General features: G+C 51.2%; 17 protein-coding genes. 13 read left to right on the forward strand and 4 right to left on the reverse strand.

All coding sequences use genetic code 11. From position 1 onward, the window contains the following. Positions 1-1403, forward strand: a 1403-nt coding sequence (locus tag AC06ND_RS07710) for a helix-hairpin-helix domain-containing protein (RefSeq protein WP_475678407.1), incomplete at its 5' end; no start/stop codon positions are given. On the opposite strand, the gene AC06ND_RS07715 is transcribed toward AC06ND_RS07710, so the two are convergent. After that, positions 1400-2125 (reverse strand): polyprenol monophosphomannose synthase, encoded by a 726-nt coding sequence (locus tag AC06ND_RS07715; RefSeq protein WP_475678408.1) that lies wholly within the window; start codon positions 2123-2125, stop codon positions 1400-1402. The genes AC06ND_RS07710 and AC06ND_RS07715 overlap by 4 nt on opposite strands. Positions 2126-2215: 90 nt before the next feature. On the opposite strand from AC06ND_RS07715, the gene recR reads away from it, so the two are divergent. The 6 genes from recR to mltG all read left to right on the forward strand — a co-directional run bounded on the left by recR (position 2216) and on the right by mltG (position 8835). Further along, positions 2216-2833, forward strand: a complete 618-nt coding sequence (gene recR, locus AC06ND_RS07720) for a recombination mediator RecR (protein ID WP_475678409.1) — start codon at positions 2216-2218, stop codon at positions 2831-2833. Between the two features lie 112 nt (positions 2834-2945). Then, entirely contained in the window at positions 2946-3899 is a 954-nt protein-coding gene (locus AC06ND_RS07725; RefSeq protein ID WP_475678410.1) for a CorA family divalent cation transporter, read from the forward strand. 135 nt (positions 3900-4034) lie between these two features. After that, a complete protein-coding gene (gene rpsA / locus AC06ND_RS07730) occupies positions 4035-5861 on the forward strand; it encodes a 30S ribosomal protein S1 (protein WP_475678411.1) in 1827 nt (608 codons plus the stop codon). A 12-nt stretch (positions 5862-5873) separates the two neighbouring features. Then, complete coding sequence (locus tag AC06ND_RS07735) at positions 5874-6800, forward strand: ribonuclease Z (protein WP_475678412.1); 927 nt, start codon at positions 5874-5876, stop codon at positions 6798-6800. Then, positions 6797-7810: a glucosaminidase domain-containing protein gene (locus tag AC06ND_RS07740; protein ID WP_475678413.1), complete on the forward strand. Its 1014-nt coding sequence runs from the start codon at positions 6797-6799 to the stop codon at positions 7808-7810. Before AC06ND_RS07735 ends, AC06ND_RS07740 begins: the two co-directional genes overlap by 4 nt. Beyond that, entirely contained in the window at positions 7810-8835 is a 1026-nt protein-coding gene (gene mltG, locus AC06ND_RS07745) for an endolytic transglycosylase MltG (RefSeq protein WP_475678414.1), read from the forward strand. The genes AC06ND_RS07740 and mltG overlap by 1 nt, the downstream gene beginning before the upstream one ends. Positions 8836-8882: 47 nt before the next feature. Here mltG and AC06ND_RS07750 read toward each other — a convergent pair whose 3' ends face one another. Further along, positions 8883-9320 carry a C-GCAxxG-C-C family protein gene (locus AC06ND_RS07750; protein WP_475678415.1) on the reverse strand — a complete coding sequence of 146 codons (438 nt, stop codon included), beginning with the start codon at positions 9318-9320 and terminating at the stop codon, positions 8883-8885. Positions 9321-9361: 41 nt separating this feature from the next. Beyond that, the gene (locus tag AC06ND_RS07755; protein WP_475678416.1) at positions 9362-10876 is read right to left on the reverse strand and encodes a peptide MFS transporter; all 1515 of its coding nucleotides are present in this window, start codon (positions 10874-10876) and stop codon (positions 9362-9364) included. A 130-nt stretch (positions 10877-11006) separates the two neighbouring features. On the opposite strand from AC06ND_RS07755, the gene AC06ND_RS07760 reads away from it, so the two are divergent. The 5 genes from AC06ND_RS07760 (at position 11007) to rplI (ending at position 14679) form a co-directional block, all read left to right on the forward strand. Beyond that, a complete protein-coding gene (locus AC06ND_RS07760; protein WP_475678417.1) occupies positions 11007-12002 on the forward strand; it encodes a DUF4831 family protein in 996 nt (331 codons plus the stop codon). A gap of 16 nt (positions 12003-12018) precedes the next feature. Beyond that, positions 12019-13500 (forward strand): aminoacyl-histidine dipeptidase, encoded by a 1482-nt coding sequence (locus AC06ND_RS07765; RefSeq protein ID WP_475678418.1) that lies wholly within the window; start codon positions 12019-12021, stop codon positions 13498-13500. A 105-nt stretch (positions 13501-13605) separates the two neighbouring features. Continuing rightward, entirely contained in the window at positions 13606-13938 is a 333-nt protein-coding gene (gene rpsF, locus AC06ND_RS07770; RefSeq protein WP_475678432.1) for a 30S ribosomal protein S6, read from the forward strand. Positions 13939-13956: 18 nt separating this feature from the next. Beyond that, a complete protein-coding gene (rpsR, locus tag AC06ND_RS07775; protein ID WP_177476542.1) occupies positions 13957-14223 on the forward strand; it encodes a 30S ribosomal protein S18 in 267 nt (88 codons plus the stop codon). A gap of 15 nt (positions 14224-14238) precedes the next feature. After that, positions 14239-14679 (forward strand): 50S ribosomal protein L9, encoded by a 441-nt coding sequence (gene rplI, locus AC06ND_RS07780; protein WP_475678419.1) that lies wholly within the window; start codon positions 14239-14241, stop codon positions 14677-14679. A gap of 87 nt (positions 14680-14766) precedes the next feature. Here the strand turns inward: rplI and AC06ND_RS07785 are convergent, their stop codons facing one another. Next, on the reverse strand, positions 14767-16698 hold the full coding sequence (locus tag AC06ND_RS07785; protein WP_475678420.1) for a DNA topoisomerase IV subunit B: 1932 nt from the start codon (positions 16696-16698) through the stop codon (positions 14767-14769). 180 nt (positions 16699-16878) lie between these two features. Between AC06ND_RS07785 and AC06ND_RS07790 the strand changes: the two genes are divergently transcribed. Then, positions 16879-18672 (forward strand): fimbrillin family protein, encoded by a 1794-nt coding sequence (locus AC06ND_RS07790; protein ID WP_475678421.1) that lies wholly within the window; start codon positions 16879-16881, stop codon positions 18670-18672. Positions 18673-18676: the final 4 nt, after the last annotated feature.

Consider the following 18676-nt stretch of genomic DNA (forward strand, 5'->3'; position numbering starts at 1 on the left):
TATATTACGACTTCTGTCAGTCAAGGAAATATCCTTCCAAGCTGCTTGGAGAGCAGATCAGGGAGGCTATCGACGATGCGTACAAGCGCCTTCTCGAACCATCCATCTCCAATGAGGTCATAAAGGCCGCCAAGGAGAAGGCCGACATCGAGTCCATCAAGGTGTTCGGAGAGAATCTCCGCCAGCTGCTTCTCGCGGCGCCTGTCGGACAGAAGAGGCTCATGGCCATAGATCCCGGATTCAGGACAGGCTGCAAGGTCGTGTGTCTCGACGCTCAGGGCCAGCTGCTATGCCATGACGTGATCTTCCCTCATCCTCCGGTCAGCGAGAAGGTGAAGTCGATCCAGACTCTTTCCGGGCTCATTGACAAGTACAAGGTCGAGGTGATCGCCATCGGAAACGGCACCGCAGGCCGTGAGACCGAGGAGTTCGTGAAGAGGGTGCCGAAGCCGGAGGGTTGTCGCGTGTTCTCGGTGAGTGAGGACGGCGCTTCCATCTACTCGGCGTCCGAGGTTGCGCGCGAGGAGTTCCCGGATCAGGACGTGACCGTCAGGGGCGCAGTGTCCATCGGACGTAGGCTCATGGATCCTCTCGCCGAGCTCGTGAAGATAGACCCTAAGTCTCTTGGCGTAGGCCAGTATCAGCATGACGTGGACCAGAATCTTCTCAGGGAAAAGCTTGACAATACCGTGGAAAGCTGCGTCAATAGCGTAGGCGTCAACCTCAATACCGCATCTCCATATCTGCTCCAGTATGTTTCCGGAATAGGCCCGGCACTCGCCGGGAGCATAGTCGATTACAGGACGGAGAACGGAGCGTATTCTTCGAGGGAGGAACTTCTCAAGGTCAAGCGACTCGGCGCAAAGGCATACGAGCAGTGCGCAGGTTTTCTCCGCATTCCTGGTGCTTCAAATCCGCTGGACAATTCTGCCGTCCACCCCGAGGCTTACCATATCGTCAGCCGAATGGCAAAGGACCTCGGTGTCAGCACTGCCCAGCTGGTCGGCAATGTCGAACTCATTTCCAAGATCAAGCCTGCGGACTATGTGGAAGGGGAGTTCGGACTTCCTACCATTGACGACATTCTCAAGGAGCTTGCGAAGCCGGGACGCGATCCGCGCGAGGCTGCGCAGGAGTTCGAGTTCTCCGAAGATGTGCACAGCATAGATGACCTCCATGTGGGTATGGAACTACCGGGCATAGTGACCAATATCACCGCCTTCGGCGCCTTCGTGGACATCGGAATCCATGACAATGGCCTCATCCATGCATCGAACATGGGAGTCAAGGGAATGGCAGATCCGTCCAAGCTTCTCAAGCTCAGACAGCATGTGATGGTTACCGTCGTTTCTGTTGATCTGGACAGGAACAGGATAGGTCTCAGACTCCTGAAGAAAGCTTAGGCCCTTCTCCTGAATTTTCTGAACTTCAGTCCGAGGACGCCCCAGAAGGCTTCCCCGAAAATGCTGCTGGACATCTTTGACGTGCCCTCAGTCCTGTCAACGAATATGATAGGCACCTCCTTGACCTTGAATCCGAGCTTGTAGGTGGTGTACTTCATCTCGATCTGGAATCCATATCCCTTCATCCTTACGTCGTCGAGGTCTATGGTCTCGAGGACCTTTCTTCTGTAGCATTTGAATCCGGCCGTGGTGTCATATACCTTCATTCCGAGCACCGTGCGCACATACACGGATGCATAATAGGACATGATCACCCTGCCGATAGGCCAGTTGATGACGCTGATTCCGTTGCAGTAGCGTGAACCGATCGCGAGGTCGGCACCTCCGTTTGCGCATGCGTCGTACAGACGTGGAAGGTCGTTCGGATTGTGCGAGAAGTCGGCATCCATCTCGAAGATGTAGTCATATCCGTTCTCTACGGCCCACTTGAACCCGGTGAGGTACGCGGTGCCGAGTCCGAGTTTTCCCGTTCTCTCTATCATGAAGAGCTTCTCCGGGAATTCGGACTGTAGCCTCTTGACTATGGCCGCAGTGCCGTCAGGGGAACCGTCCTCGATTACGAGCACATTGAAGTCACCCTCAAGCGCAAAGACAGCGCGGATGATCTTCTCGATGTTCTCCTTTTCGTTGTATGTCGGGATGATGACTGCTTTCCTATCCATGTCGTGCGTAATTGTTTCCTGCAAATATGGCACAAATATCCCGATTTCGCGATTGATTTGTGCGGAATTATGACTAAATTGCGTTCAGTTATGTACAAGGAAAAATATCCGTCGAAGCTTTTGGAAGATGCCGTGGATGCGATCAATTCGCTTCCGGGTGTCGGCCGCAAGAGCGCGCTCAGGCTTGCGCTCCACCTTCTGCGTCAGCCGCAGGAGAACGTCCACCATTTCACGGCGTCTATTGACAAGCTCCGGGACCATGTCCGCTATTGCCGCACCTGTCGCATGATATCCGATGAGGAGATATGTTCGATATGTTCGGACAATTCTCGAGACAAGAGCACGATATGCGTTGTCGAGGACGTGAGGGACGTGATGAGCATCGAGGCTACCGGACAGTACCATGGAGTCTACCATGTGCTCGGAGGAATCATCTCTCCGATCAACGGTATCGGACCTTCGGATCTCACCGTGAACGATCTCGTGGCAAGGCTCAGGGAGGCGGAAGATGGAACTGAGGTGATATTCGCGCTGAGCGGAGACGTGGAGGGTGAGACCACTGCTTTCTACATCTTCAGGCAGATTTCTCCTCTGGGCGTAAATGTGACATCACTGGCCCGCGGACTGGGCTTCGGAGACGACATTGAATACGCTGACAGCCTGACACTTGGACGTTCGATTGCGAACCGTCAGCCTTTCAGACCGTAAAAAGTTTGTTTTTTGAAATAAAGTCCCTACTTTTGCACGCTTTCTATCGAAGATAGGCCGCATACTGAAGTTTAATCCTTCCGGCGACTGGGCCGGCGAAAAGCAGGATGCTATGATAGAGATTTTCTACAAATCAAACGGCCAGGTATTGGTATCCCAGTCGGAGTCCCTCTTCCAGGAACTCCAGAAATCCGATGTGATATGGATCGATCTCTTCGCACCGACCGGTGAAGAGAAGCGTTCCACCGAGGCTTTCCTCGGCACGACCATCCAGAGCCGTGCACAGGCGGAGGAGATCGAGAGTTCTTCACGATTCTTCGAGAACGACAAGGCAATCTTCGCTAATACCAACTTCGTCATCCCGGGTCCTGACGAGTACTCGATGGAGACGGTTTCCTTCATCATCTGCGACAGTATTCTCACGACTATCCGTGAGGTTCCGCTCAGAAGCTTCGTGGACCTCCAGAGGCGTCTTCAGGCATTTCCGAGGAACTATGCGAACGGCTATCTCGTGTTCGTGAGCATCCTGGAGCAGCGTGTCGACCTCGATGCCGACATGATCGAGCTCATGAGTAAGGAGATCGCGCAGTTCAGCAAGAAGATAAACCTCGGTGAGGATGTCAATGAGGAGTTCCTTCTCGATATCAACCAGTTGCAGGAAAACACGATGCTCGTACGCGAGAACATCGTCGATAAGCAGAGGGTGATCAGCAGCGTGCTCAAGAGCAACAAGTATCCGAGGGAATATCAGACGAAGATGAACGTCCTCCTGAAAGATATCTCTTCCCTTATCAATCATACGAACTTCAGCTTCGAGCGTCTCGAGTACCTCCAGAACACCGTTCTCGGTCTTATCAATCTCGACCAGAACAAGATCATGAAGGTGTTCACTCTCGTGTCCCTGCTGCTCATGCCTCCTACTCTCGTGACAGGTTTCTTCGGTATGAACGTGTTCGGTGACGTCCTTGAGGTGAGACCATGGCTGTCGATACCGATGATCACCTTCCTGCTGATCGTTCCGGTGATAGTGATCTATCTTATCTTCAGAAGGAAGAATATGCTCTGATTATTTGAGCATTACTATTTGATTTCTCGTATTTTATACATAATTTTGCGCGCCTTTCGGAGAGGTGCGCTTTTTTGTATCTCCCGAGGCACAAGACATAAAGTACAACCCACTAGTTAAGATCAACAATTTACTATGGAAGAAAACAAGAACATCGCAGCAGAGGAAACTCCTGCAGTTGAGGCTCCAAAGGCAGTCCTCAACGCCTCAGTTGCCCCAGAGAATTTTGACTGGGATGCATTTGAGAACGAAGACGTGTACGGCGCTGACAAGTCAGAGATCGCCGCACAGTACGATCAGACCCTTTCAAAGGTTGTCGAGAACGAGGTCATCGAGGGCGTCGTTTCATCAATCAGCAAGAGAGAGGTCATCGTCAACATCGGTTACAAGAGCGAGGGTGTCATCATGGCTCCTGAGTTCCGTTACAACCCAGACCTCAAGGTTGGTGACAAGGTTGAGGTACTCGTAGAGAACACTGAGGACCGCAAGGGTCAGCTCGTGCTTTCACACAAGAAGGCTCGTCAGCTCCGCTCTTGGGATCAGGTCAATGCTGCATTCAACAATAACGAAATCGTCAAGGGTTATGTCAAGACTCGCACTAAGGGTGGTATGATCGTTGACGTGTTTGGTGTAGAGGCATTCCTTCCTGGAAGCCAGATCGACATCAAGCCTATCCGCGACTACGATCAGTTCGTCGATACTACCATGGACTTCAAGATCGTCAAGATCAACCAGGAGTTCCGCAATATCGTCGTATCTCATAAGGCTCTCATCGAGGCAGAACTCGAGCAGCAGAAGAGCGAGATCATCGGCAAGCTCGAGAAGGGCCAGGTACTTGAAGGTACTGTCAAGAACATCACCTCTTACGGTGTATTCGTTGACCTCGGCGGTGTTGACGGTCTCATCCACATCACTGACCTCTCTTGGGGCCGCATCAACCATCCAGAGGAGGTTGTCGCTCTCGACCAGAAGATCAATGTCGTTATCCTCGACTTCGATGAGACCAAGAAGAGAATCGCTCTCGGTCTCAAGCAGCTCACTCAGCACCCTTGGGATGCACTCGATGCAAACCTCAAGGTTGGTGACAAGGTTACCGGTAAGGTTGTCCTCATCGCTGACTACGGTGCATTCGTAGAGATCGAGCCAGGTGTAGAGGGTCTTATCCATGTATCAGAGATGAGCTGGAGCCCACGTCTCCGCATCGCTCAGGACTTCCTCAAGGTAGGTGACGAGGTAGAGGCACAGATCCTTACCCTCGACCGTGACGAGAAGAAGATGTCTCTCGGTATCAAGCAGCTCTATCCTAACCCATGGGAGTCAATCCGTGAGAAGTATCCTGTAGGCAGCCAGCACACTGCAACTGTTCGCAACATCACCAACTTCGGTGTGTTCGCAGAGCTTGAGGAGGGTGTTGAGGGTCTCGTACATATCAGCGACCTTTCTTGGAACAAGATCAAGCATCCATCAGAGATGGTAGCTTCTGGCAACTCAATCGAGGTTGTAATCCTTGACTTCGATGAGGCTAACCACAAGCTCAGCCTTGGCCACAAGCAGCTCCTTCCTAACCCATGGGATGAGATCGAGGCTAAGTACTCTGTAGGTACCGTTGTTGAGGGAACCGTAGCAGCTATCACTGAGAAGGGCGCTACCATCACTCTCGAGCCAGAGGTAGAGGCATTCTGCTTCAACAAGGAGCTCGTTAAGGCTGACGGTACCATGCCAGTAGCTGGTGAGAAGCTCACCGTCAAGGTTACCGACATCAAGAGGAACACCAAGAAGATCACTGTAAGCCACGCTAAGACTTACGTTGCTGCAGTTGAGGAGAAGGCTGAGAGGCCAGTATCTGAGGCAGACCTCACCAAGAAGGCTGTGAAGAAGATCAACTCTAACATCGAGAAGACCACTCTCGGTGACATCGACGCACTCGCAGCTCTCAAGGCTTCTCTTGCGAAGGGTGAGTAATCCTCTTCCGAGATGAATTTCACTCTGAATATATTGGGCACGGCTTCGGCCCTGCCCATTTCAGATAGATTTCCAAGCGCCCAAGTACTTGATGTACGGGGGCGCTTGTTTTTGATTGATTGCGGAGAGGGCGCTCAGGTAAGGATGCGTCAGGCAGGCGTCTCTTATCTGAAGATCGAGGCGATCTTCCTCTCACATCTTCATGGTGACCACATGTTCGGTATCTATGGGCTCCTTTCGACTATGGCTATGCTCGGACGTACCGGCAAGTTGGAGATCTTTGCTCCGCGCGCTTTTCGTCCTATGCTTGAATTCTTCCTCAGCCGTTTCGGTGAAGGCATCAATTATGAGATAGAGCACCATGCTCTTGACATGACAGAGCCTCAGACCGTGCTTGAAGTGAAGAATCTCACCGTGCAGGCTTTCCCTCTCAATCATAAGATGGATTGCTTCGGCTTCCTTTTCAGAGAGACTGAGCCTCAGTTGAACATATCCAAGGAGATGATTTCCAAGTATGGACTCGGAATTGCGGAGATGGCGACAGCGAAGAGGGGAGAAGATATCGTGAGGGCGGATGGCAGCATCATCCGTTGTGACGAAGTGACATACAAACCATATGAACCACGCAGCTATGCCTATTGTAGCGACACCGCTCCTTTCCCTGAACTCTCGTCATGGGTGAAGGGGGTCGACCTTCTCTACCATGAGGCTACCTATACCAAGGAAATGACCGACAAGGCTGCTCAGCGGTTCCATTCGACGGCCGAGCAGGCGGCTCTTTGCGCCAAGGAGGCCGGGGTCGGCAAACTTCTAATAGGACATTATTCTTCCAAATATCCGGATTTGTCCGTATTTTTGGACGAGGCTCGTACGGTATTTGCTGAGAGCTATCTCACACATGACCTCGACGTCGTCGATCTGCCCTTGAAGAAATTATGAGAAGAATTCTTGCAATACTTGTGACGCTGTGCGGTTTCCTGACGGTTTCCGCGCAGACTTCCTATGACCTATATATCAAGCAATACTATGATATAGCGGTGTCAGAGATGTACCGTTCCGGCGTCCCTGCCAGCATTACGCTCGCTCAGGGATTGCTTGAGTCGTCTGCAGGTCAGTCTGTTCTCGCGAGGATGGGAAACAACCATTTCGGCATCAAGTGTGCCGGCACATGGACAGGCCAGACCATCTATCATGATGACGACGCAAAGGGAGAGTGCTTCCGCAAGTATTCAAGTGTGAAGGATTCCTTCAAGGACCATTCTGATTTCCTGAGGTACAGCAAGAGATATCAGTCTCTCTTCGACCTTAAGATCACCGATTATAAGGGGTGGGCTGTCGGACTCAAGGCGGCAGGATATGCAACCGACCCTGGCTATGCGAACAAGCTCATAAGCATAATCGAGCAGTATGAACTGAACGATTTCGATGTCAACGGACGCTCAGCAAGGCCGGCACGCGAAGAGAAGGAGAGACCTTCCCGGGACCAGAAGCGCGAAGACCATTCCATCAGAGAATGGACACCTACACAGGACGAGGAGGAAGATGTGATTCCGGAATCTCCTAACAAGCTTCAGCAGGCTAGCAGATCAAGCTTCAGCTTCTCTATATCAAGGCCAGTATATGAACTCAACGGAGTACCGTTCATCTATGTGATGGAAGGCGAGACGCTGGATTCTATTGCCCGTGACTATCAGCTGTTTCGCAAGGAACTTCTGAAATTCAATGACCTTAAGGAGGGAGCTCAGGTGCGTCCGGGCCAGACTATTTACCTCAAGGCGAAGAACGCGAAGTCTGTCAAGGGACTGGACAAGCACGTCGTGGAGTCGGACTCTGAGACCATGTGGGATATCTCCCAGCATTATGCGATAAAGCTCAAGTCCCTCGAAAAGATGAATAACATGCTCCCTGGAGGAACGCTCCGCGAGGGTGTCATACTTAACCTCAGATAATGAAGAAAATCATATACATAGCTGCAGCTGTAGCGGTTGTCATGGGCTCCGTGCTGTCCGTGTTTGCAGCGCGGTGGTATCAGGATAACAGAAAGGCTAACTTCAGCGGATCCTACGAACTGTATGTGTATCCGGATATGACGGCATCGGATATCCTGGATTCTCTCAGTGGCGTAGTCCTGAACTCCAAGAGCCTTTCGAGAGCATTCTCGAAGGAGTCTGTGGTCTCTGGCCTTAAACCTGGTCACTATCTCGTCGCTCCATCTTCCCAGAGCATATACGTTGCGCGCATGCTGACCAGAGGATGGCAGACTCCGGTCAATCTCACCCTCTCCGGCACTCTCCGTTCGAAGGACAGAATAGCGAACCAGATAGCGAACCAGATGATGTGCGGATATGACGAGGTGTATTCTGCTATGTATGACAAGGAGTTCCTGGCTAAATATGATACGGATACCTTGAATCTTTTCGGATTCTTTCTTCCGGATTCATACCAGATGTACTGGACTGCTTCTGTGGACGAGATCTTCGCTCGTTTCAAAAAAGAATACGATGCCTTCTGGACGGATGAGAGAGTCTCCAAGGCCAAGGCTTTGGGACTGAGCAAAGAACAGGTGTCGACGGTCGCGTCTATAGTTGCAGGTGAAACACGTGCCGAACAGGAGTTTGCCAAGATTGCGGGAGTCTACCTGAACAGATACAATATCGGCATGCGACTTCAGGCGGATCCTACGGTCTGCTATTGTTATGGCTACACCCTCAACAGAGTGCTTCTGAAGCATCTTGAGGTCGAGTCACCTTATAACACATATAAGTATGCCGGGCTTCCTCCTGGCCCTATATGTACGCCTGGGAAAGCTTATCTGGATGCGGTGCTCAATCCGGACAAACATGGATATCTCTATTTCTGCGCAAGTGCAAGTTTCGATGGCACCCACAATTTTGCAGTCTCATACGACCAGCATCTGCGCAATGCCAGGGAGTTCCAGACAGCTCTGACTGCAAGAAATAAGGCAAGGCAATAACCGTAGGGTTTGCCTTGCCTTATTTCGTATCTCTCCTGGATTTACGTCTAGAGCGAGTTCAATGTCTTGGCTAGTATTCGTGCCGCACATGCGCAAAGCTCGGGACATGGCCTTTTACTGTAGTATTCCGACGTCCTTGCTGATGGCATAGGATCTTCTGGCTTCTGAGCCTTCTCGAGTCCCAGGAGTTCTCTGCATATTATGCTGCCGTTCTCTTCTCTATATTGGGCTGCAAGCATCTGAGTGAGTCTGTAATTGGCGCCGCGTCTTTCCATGTCTGCGGGAACCTTTGCCGGCAATGCTGCACCTGCCACCATTGTCATTGCGGAGACACATCCGCAGACTTCCCTGAGTTTTGCGAATCCACCGCCGAACCCTGAGCTCAATGTTGCGATCGTGTCTTCGTCAAGGCCTATCACGTCGGAATAGGCGAGGACGACTGACTGGCAGCAGTTATATCCTTTCTTAAAGAAAGCTCGTGCCATTTCGGCACGAGCTTCCATATCGAGATTGTATTTTCCCATTGTTACTTTGTTGCAGCCTCGAGCTTCTTCATCATCACGAACATGAAAGCCGCAGAGATGAGACAGAGTGCGAGGAATGTGCCCCAAACGACCCAGAGAGGGAGGTTGCCCCAAAGGTGACCTCCGATCTGGACGAGGAAGTTACCGATAGCGGTGGCTACGAACCAACCACCCATCATCATACCCTTGTACTTAGGAGGAGCGACCTTGGATACGAATGAGATACCCATTGGCGAGAGAAGGAGCTCTCCGAAGGTGAGGATGAGGTAAACGCTGATGAGCCAGTTAGGTGAAACGAAAGTACCAGCATCGCCTGCCGCCTTCTGGAGTGCAGGAGTGTTGAGGCCGATTGAAGCGATTACCATGAGACCGTATGCGATGGCTGCCACGAGCATACCGTAAGCGATCTTGCGAGGTGCAGATGGCTCCTTGCCCTTTGCTGCGAGTCCGCCGAAGATTGCGAGGCTCACTGGGGTGAGTGCAACTACGAAGCTAGGGTTGAAGTGCTGGTAGATAGGTGAGCTGATAGCGATAGGGCCGTCGAGTCTGGTGTACTTCCATACGAGCACTGCGATTGCTGCAACGATTGCAGCGATAGAATAGCCCTTTGCCTTCTTCTCTTCGCTCTGGAAGAATGAGAAGAGTGCGTATACGATCACGATCACCATCACGAGGTTGATGACGTCGAAGAGCATGCTCTGTACGCCAGTGCTGCTCTTTGCTGTGAACTGGTCTGCGAAATAGGTGAGGGTAAGACCGTTCTGGTGGAATGCCATCCAGAAGAAGATTACGACAGCGTATACGAGCACGAGAGCGACGATGCGGCTCTTGGTCTCTTCAGGAGTGAGGTTGTCCTCGATTGCGGCTGTGTCGCCTTTCTTCTTGCCGCCCTCTACATGCTTGAAGGTAGAGCGGAATGCATAGTAGATTGCAATTGAAAGTACGAGTGAGAGGCAGGCAACTGCGAAAGAGAAATGGTATGCGTCGTTTGACGAATATCCGAGTGAGAGCTCTGCCCACTCCTTGATCTTGACGGCAGCTGTAGGTGCAAAGAGGGCACCGATGTTGATTGCCATGTAGAAGAGTGAGAAGCCTGAATCTCTACGGTCAGAGTACTTAGGGTCGTCATAGAGGTTACCAACCATTACCTGGAGGTTGCCTTTGAAGAGACCGGTTCCGAGTCCGATGAGAACGAGCGCGAGTCCCATGATCGCAAGTGCGAAAGTGTCGCCGCCAAGAGGGAGCGAAAGCACAAGGTAACCGAGGAACATGATGGCGATACCGATGGTAACCATCTTTCCGTATCCGAACTTGTCAGCGAGGATACCTCCGATGAGAGGAAGGAAGTACACGAGTGCGAGGAAAGTACTGTAGATGAGTCCGGCCTGTCCTTCGGTGAGACCGAAGTTTGCTCCAAGGAAGAGAGCGAAGACCGCAATCATGGTGTAGTAGCCGAAGCGCTCACCGGTGTTGGCGAGGGCAAGGGCATAAAGACCTTTTGGTTGACCTTTGAACATAACTTATATAAAATTGATTATTTTTCGGTAGTTCTACAAAGATAGTGAAATCCTTTGATTTTTTGGTATCTTTGTGACTGTGCGGCCTTTTTTACTGAGGCAGTCTAATGAAAAACTAAATATTGGTAAGATGAAGAAGTTGATTATAATGATGGCGGTTCTAGTCGCCGCGATGCCTGTCCTGCGTGCGCAGGAGGTGTATTCGCTTCCTAAGACCTCGCTTTCTCTCGAGGTTGAGACCGTGATTGAAACCTTCCATGCAGGCCCTTATGCCGAGTATGCCAAGAAGTACCTCGGAATTGATGCGAGGTCTGAGGATTCCAGCTCTAGCCACATCGTGAAGGTCGTCATGACTCCACGCGTTGAGGCTGACATGTCCGCCAGGTTCTCTGCTGCCGTGCCTGCTTCTGCGTTGGGTAGTTTCACCAGCCAGGGACTCGTGTGCGTGTCTGGCGATGTGGCAGCTTCTTCTTCGACATGGAGGTTCCCGTCTTCGATGAGAACGGATTTCTCGGAGAGGGGAGTCACTTCCAATCATGCAGTCGAGTCTACCAAGCTCTACAGGACCGATGAGGAGGGAATGGTCAGCGAAATTACGCAGAGCGTTCTCGTCGAGAAGACTCCTGACAGACGCGCGGCCGAAGCTGCGGAGATGATATTCAAGCTTCGCAATACAAGGATACAGATCATCACAGGCGATACGGACATGACATATAGCGGACAGGCTATGGGCGATGCTGTTGCCGAGATGAAGAGACTTGAGAAAGAGTATCTCAGCCTGTTTGTCGGCTATACCGACGTACAGACCCAGGTCTATAACGTCGAGGTCGTGCCTGATGCATCGAAGAGCAGCCAGCAGTATGTCGCTTTCCGCCTCTCTGAGACTGACGGCGCCGTAGCTGCCGATGACCTTTCCGGCAAACCTGTGGTGCTGGAGCTTACTCCTGAGGCAGTCGCACCTGTCGCAGCGGGTGATGCCAAGGGAGGAAAGGGCGCACTTGTGCACTATAGAGTTCCTGCAGTCTGCAGAGTCAAGCTCTATGAGGGCACCAGCATGCTTCTCGACTCTCGTGTACCGGTATACCAGCTCGGAACCACCGCAACAACTTTCGTAATGACTAAATAATCAACATACCATAACCATGAGCATCTCAGAACTCAAACCAAGCATCGTGTGGAAAAACTTCCACTCACTTACTCAGATTCCTCGTCCTTCGAAGCATGAGGAGAAGGTCTCGGAATTCCTTTATCACTATGGTAAGTCACTCGGTCTCGAGACCATCAGGGACGAGGTCGGAAACATAATCATCCGCAAACCTGCCACTCCTGGCTACGAGAACCGCATGGGCGTGATTCTCCAGGGCCACATGGACATGGTCCCACAGAAGAACTCTGACGTGGAGCATGATTTCGAGAAGGATCCTATCCAGACATGGATCGACGGAGAATGGGTCAAGGCAAAGGGTACGACTCTCGGCGCAGACAACGGTATCGGTGTTGCCCCCGCAATGGCCGTCCTCGAGTCGAAGGATAGCGAGCATGGTCCAGACGAGCTTCTTGTCACCATCGACGAGGAGACGGGAATGACCGGAGCTGACGCTCTTGCCGCCGGCGTGCTCAAGGGCGACCTTCTCATCAACTGCGACAGCGAGGCAGAGGGAGAACTCTGCGTAGGTTGCGCTGGTGGTCTTGATACCAATGTGTCCGCTACATACACTCGCGTTAAGCCAGAGAAGGACTATCTCTGCTACAGCCTCAACATCAAGGGTCTCCTCGGAGGTCATTCTGGTATGGATATCAAGCTCTACAGGGCTAACTCCAACATCCTTGCGGCTCGTATCCTCCTTCCTCTTCTCCAGAAGGGACTCGTGAAGCTCCTTGACATGGAGGGTGGTACTCTCAGGAACGCTATTCCTCGTGAGACCGAGTGTACCGTATATGTCCCTTCAAAGAAGCTTTCTGCTGCCAAGAAGATGGTGGACAAGTACGCAGAGGAGATCAAGCAGGAGTTCGCAATCGCCGATCCGAACATCGAGATCAGCTTTGCTCCATACGTGCCTGCAGAGGGCGAGAAGTGCAGCCATGCTGATTGCCTCTACGTTGAGGACGAGGCTGCTGAGCGCTTCATGCGTGCAATTCTTGCCTGCCCGAACGGCGTCGAGAGGATGAGCGATTCCATCGAGGGCCTCACAGAGACATCCAACAACCTTGCAATGGTCAAGATAGCACGTGGCAAGTTCATGGTGAAGACCCTTCTCAGAAGTTCTCTTGACTGCGCGAAGGAGGCTCTTTCCCGCAGGATCGAGAGTGCGTTCGTGCTTGCTGGATGCAAGGTGACATTCACCGGCGGCTATTCAGGTTGGGCTCCTAACAACAATTCGATCATTCTCAAGGTCATGAAGAAGACCTACGAGGAGATGAACGGCAAGCCTGCCCAGATCGTGGCTACTCACGGTGGACTCGAGTGCGGCATCCTTGGCTCGAAGTATCCTAACTGGGACATGGTATCATTCGGTCCTACCATCATGTATCCACATTCTCCTGACGAGAAGCTCTTCATCCCTTCAGTGGAGCGCAGCTGGGAGTATCTCAAGACGGTACTCGTATCTATACCAGAGAAATAGTTTTGTCGGATAGATAATTTTTACTATCTTTGCGGTCCATTTTGTGGTCATTTGCCACGAGGTGGACCGTAAATTTTTATAAAACAATAAATTACAAACAAAATGATCAAACAGTACGAAACCGTTTTCATTGCAACTCCCGTTTTGTCTGATGCTCAGATGAAGGAAGCGGTTGCCAAGTACACAAATTACCTCAAGGAAAGAGGTGCCGAGATTGTGTACGAAGAGGACTGGGGTCTTAAGCAGCTCGCTTATCCTATTCAGAAGAAGACCACAGGATTCTACTATCTCATCGAATTCAAGGCTGACACTCAGCTCGTAGCAAGACTCGAGACTCAGTATCGTCGTGACGAGCGCATCATGCGTTTCCTCACTTTCGCTATGGACAAGCACGCTGTAGCATATGCTGAGAAGAGAAGGGCAAACAAGCAGAAATAATCAAGGAGGACAAGAATTATGGCACAGAACAATGAAATCCGTTATTTGAACCCTCCTACAGTAGAGGTTCGCAAGAAGAAATACTGCCGTTTCAAGAAGGCAGGTATCAAGTATGTAGATTACAAGGATGCTGAGTTCCTCAAGAGGTTCCTCAACGAGCAGGGTAAGATTCTCCCTCGTCGCATCACCGGTACTTCCCTCAAGTTCCAGAGGAAGGTCGCTCAGGCTGTTAAGCGCGCTCGTCATCTCGCACTCCTCCCATATGTAACCGACCTTTTGAAATAATAAGTAGACAGCAATATGGAAATCATTCTTAAGAAAGACGTAGCCAACCTCGGCTACACTGACGAGATCGTCAATGTGAAGACAGGATATGCTGTCAACTATCTTATTCCTCAGGGTTATGCAATTCTCGCTACTCCTTCTGCAAAGAAGGTCCTCGCTGAGAACCTCCGTCAGAGGGCTCACAAGGAGGCAAAGCTCGTAGCAGATGCAGAGGCACTTGCAGCAAAGCTCGCAGCTACTCCTGTTACTGTTGCAGTAAAGGTAAGCGAGTCTGGCAAGATCTACGGTTCAGTTACCACCGCTGACGTTGCAGCCGCTCTCGCAGAGGCTGGCGTACAGGTTGACAAGAAAGACATCACTATCGATGCAGTCAAGGAACTTGGTGAGTACGATGCAACCGTTAAGTGCTACAAGGGCGTTAAGGGTACCGTTAAGGTAACCGTAGTTGCTGAGTAATACTTACACTCGATAAAAAAGAGAGGCGATGACCAAAAGTCACCGCCTCTTTTTTATGCCCACTCTACGGCGGGCCCATTTGTTTTCTTAGAAATCGACTCCGTCGAGCTCTTCCTCGGACTTGAGGTTTGCCTTGATGAACTTCTGCCTGTCAATGGTGTTGTCGCCCATGTAGAATTCGAGGAGGTCGATGATGGACTCCTCGTCGCTGAGCTTGACTTCATCCAGACGGATATCCTCGCCGATGAACTCCGCGAACTCATCTGACGAGATCTCACCGAGACCCTTGAATCGGGTAATCTCAACAGCCGTCTTAAGTTTCTTGATGGCCTCTTCCTTCTCCTCCATCGAGTAGCAATACTTCATTTCCTTCTTGTTCTTGACTCGGAAGAGAGGAGTCTGGAGTATGTGTACGTGGCCACGCCTGATAAGGTCAGGGTAGTATTTCAGGAAGAATGTGACGACGAGCATCCTGATGTGCATTCCGTCGTCATCGGCATCGGTTGCGACGACGATGTTGTTGTATCTGAGGTTTTCGAGGTCCTCCTCTACTCCGAGGGCTGAGATGAGAAGGCTGAGCTCCTCGTTCTCGGCTACTTTCTTGTGGCTTTCCTTGAAGCAGTTGATAGGCTTACCCCTGAGACTGAACACCGCCTGTACGTCAGCGTTTCTTGCCATGGTGATGGTTCCGCTCGCAGAGTCACCCTCGGTAATGAATATGCTGGTCTTAGCTGCCTCTTCCTCTTTGCCCTTAGGCATCTTCTCGTTGAAATGGAACTTGCAGTCACGTAGCTTCTTGTTGTAGACGTTTGCCTTCTTGTTCCTTTCTCTGGTCTTCTTCTGGATTCCGGCGATTTCCTTCCTCTCGGCCTCGGAAGACTGGATCTTTTCCTGGAGGACAGGTATGATCTCCTTGTGGATGTGGAGGTAGTTCTCGAGGTTCTTCGACATGAAATCGTTTACGAAGCTTCTGATGGTAGGACCCTTGTCGTAGGTCCTGGTTCCGTCAGGATTCTCGATTTCCTTCTCCCACATGTATGTGGATCCGAGCTTGGTCTTGGTCTGAGCCTCGAAGGTCGGCTCCTGGATCTGTATGCTTACCGCTCCGATGATGCCCTGACGAATGTCCTCAGGGGCGAAATCCTTCTTGGACGCGGTCTTGTAGAACTCCTTGAGCGTCTTAGCCACAGCTTCTCTGAAGGCTGCCAGGTGCGTACCTCCGTCTCGGGTGTTCTGGCCGTTGACGAAGGAGACTATGTTCTCTCCATAGCTGTTTCCATGAGTCATCACGATTTCGATGTCTTCTCCTACTATGTGGATAGGCTCATAGAGAGGCGTTTCGCTGAGTGCATCGTTTACGAGGTCGAGAAGTCCGTTCTCGGACTTGAATACGGTCCCGTTGAAGTTGAGTGCGAGACCTTTCTTGAGGTAGGAGTAATTCTTGATCATGGTCTCGATGTACTCCATCCTGTATTTGTAACCTATGAAAAGGTTAGGATCCGGCGTGAACCTTACGAGCGTTCCGTTCTTTTCCTTTGTCTCTCGTTTCCCCGAGTCAATGAGCTTTCCCCTCTGGAATTCCGCGAACGAGGCCATTCCGTCACGGAATGACTCTACGTAGAAGTACTCGGAAAGTGCATTCACGGCCTTGGAACCGACACCGTTGAGGCCGACGGACTTCTTGAAGGCCTTGTCGTCGTACTTACCTCCGGTGTTGAGTATGCTCACGGCCTTGACTACGGAGTCAAGAGGAATGCCTCGTCCGTTGTCACGTACGCTGACTGAGGTCTCGTCTACGTTTACCTGGATGACCTTTCCGAAGCCCATGGTGAACTCGTCGATGGAGTTGTCTATGATCTCCTTGAGGAGTACGTAGATACCGTCGTCCGGCTTGTCGCCGTTGCCGAGTCGGCCGATGTACATTCCCGGTCTGCGCCTGATGTGCTCGACGCCTTCCAGGGTGATGATGTTCTCGTCACCGTAATTGACTGCCTGTGTCTGCTTGTTATCTGTTGCCATAGTGAAATCTTGGGGGAAATCATGCAAATATACGGAAAATCCCCCAAAAGGCGGATTTTTGGTTATAAGTTTATAATTGTTATCTTTGCATGATTATTTACGATTCTTAACCAGGTTTTCGTGAGACGCATTTTGAAAAAGATTGCGAATTTGATTGGGCTATTTGCAGGCTTGACGCTTTTGGCGTCTTGTCAGCACGACCAGCCCCGTTCGCCTGAGACTAACCAACTTACCGTCGGGTTCTATGCCGGCGGAGTCGTCACCCGTACCGTCATTGGTGAAAACGGCCTTACTGCGGCCTGGGAAAGCGGCGACAAGATGGCCGTTTGGGCCAAGAATTCATCTGATACATATACTCTTTCGAGGAAGGTCTTCGGTGTGTATGGTGTAGGAGGCTCGACAGGAGTCTTCACTGCAACGCTTGACGCTCCTATGGCTGAGGACAGGTATCTTTACATGGCTGCCTATCCAGTACCGAAGAACGTGCAGGGCACCATAGCCAGCTTCGATCTTTCCGATGAACAGGATGGAAGAGCTTCCGGTGGATCGGATATCATGATTGCCGATCCTGTAATGCATGGACCGCTCACTGAGATTCCGAAGCCGGACGACCATTCGACGATGAGGCTCAGCATGAACCATATCCTTCACCATCTCAGGTTCTATGTTCCGGAAGGTACGGACATGGAAGGGGAGTCGGTCAGGGATATCTTCGTCACCATGCCGAAGGCCATTGCAGGAACCGTGAATGCCGACCTTGCGGATCCAGACGCAGCAGCCACCATCGTTGACGGAACAAATTCCGTGATGATCGAGATGGCTCAGCCGATATCCGTATCCACGGGTACTTCGAAGGAGTATGCAATCATGGCTATGTATACCGACGGTAGCAGCTATGGTGAAGATGACTACATGCAGCTGACTGCGTATTCCAAGTCATACAAGTTCGGCGTGGCACCTATTTCTCTTTCTGGCAGAAGTTTCCTTCCTGGCCATTCGACTCCGGTCAGACTTGTTCCTACAACCAAGGAAAAGTTCTTCAGGGTGGTGATGGCCATGGGCCTGAACAATATTGGTGAGACCGTTCGCAAGATTTCTATAGTCGATGGCGAGAATGAGGTCTATTCTTATCTCAATGAAGAGGGTAAGTACAGCAACATCAAGATCTTCGAGGAATTTCTCGGTGACTCGGGCGAGTCTGGATATCTTTCCATCTGTAATGCCGTGAAGGGAGGAACTGCGAAGCTCGTGTTCGAGACAGATCATGCAATCGTCGAGAAGAATCTTGATGCAGCGGATATAGTGATTGATGACAACGTCGCTAGACTTGAGCTCGGCGAGGTGCCTTACCTCATCTATGAGGATTTCGACAATGCTCTTGATTCTGAGGCAAATGACAGCTATTCGGCTGGAGCAAGCAGCGACATGAACCTCGGAGGACATCTCCTTGATGAATTTATGCCAATGGCCGGATGGAATGCTGCGAGGTACAAGATCATCGGCGGGGATGCAATCCGAATCAACTGCCGTTACCAGTCAGGTGCATGGGTCGTAGGACGCTATTGCGGTCGTCTCGATACTCCGGCCTTGTCTTACATCAAGCCGGGCGTGTCCGTTTCCGTGAAGCTCGAGTATGACAATGCTTTCTATGTGCCGGCAGGAATGAGCTATGATGATTCAAACAGCGACATGGCCTTCTATAAGCTCGGAACGCATGAACAGCCAGTCGGATCTGCTATTGCCGGATTGAACTATAACGATATTGACAATAACATCAATCTCATATATAACTCACCTCAGAGGAGGTCAGAGGACATATCGAACTTGTCGCATATTTCGCATGTCGTGGATGGCGTGAACCAGAATACAAGGTTCGTGTTCTTCGCATGTACGGCGAGAACCAGCTCGCATATAGCGGCAAACTGTGTTTACTATCTATACCTGGACAACATCCGGGTCAGCATAGCCCAATAACAAA

It is taken from the genome of Candidatus Cryptobacteroides sp., assembly GCF_056207615.1.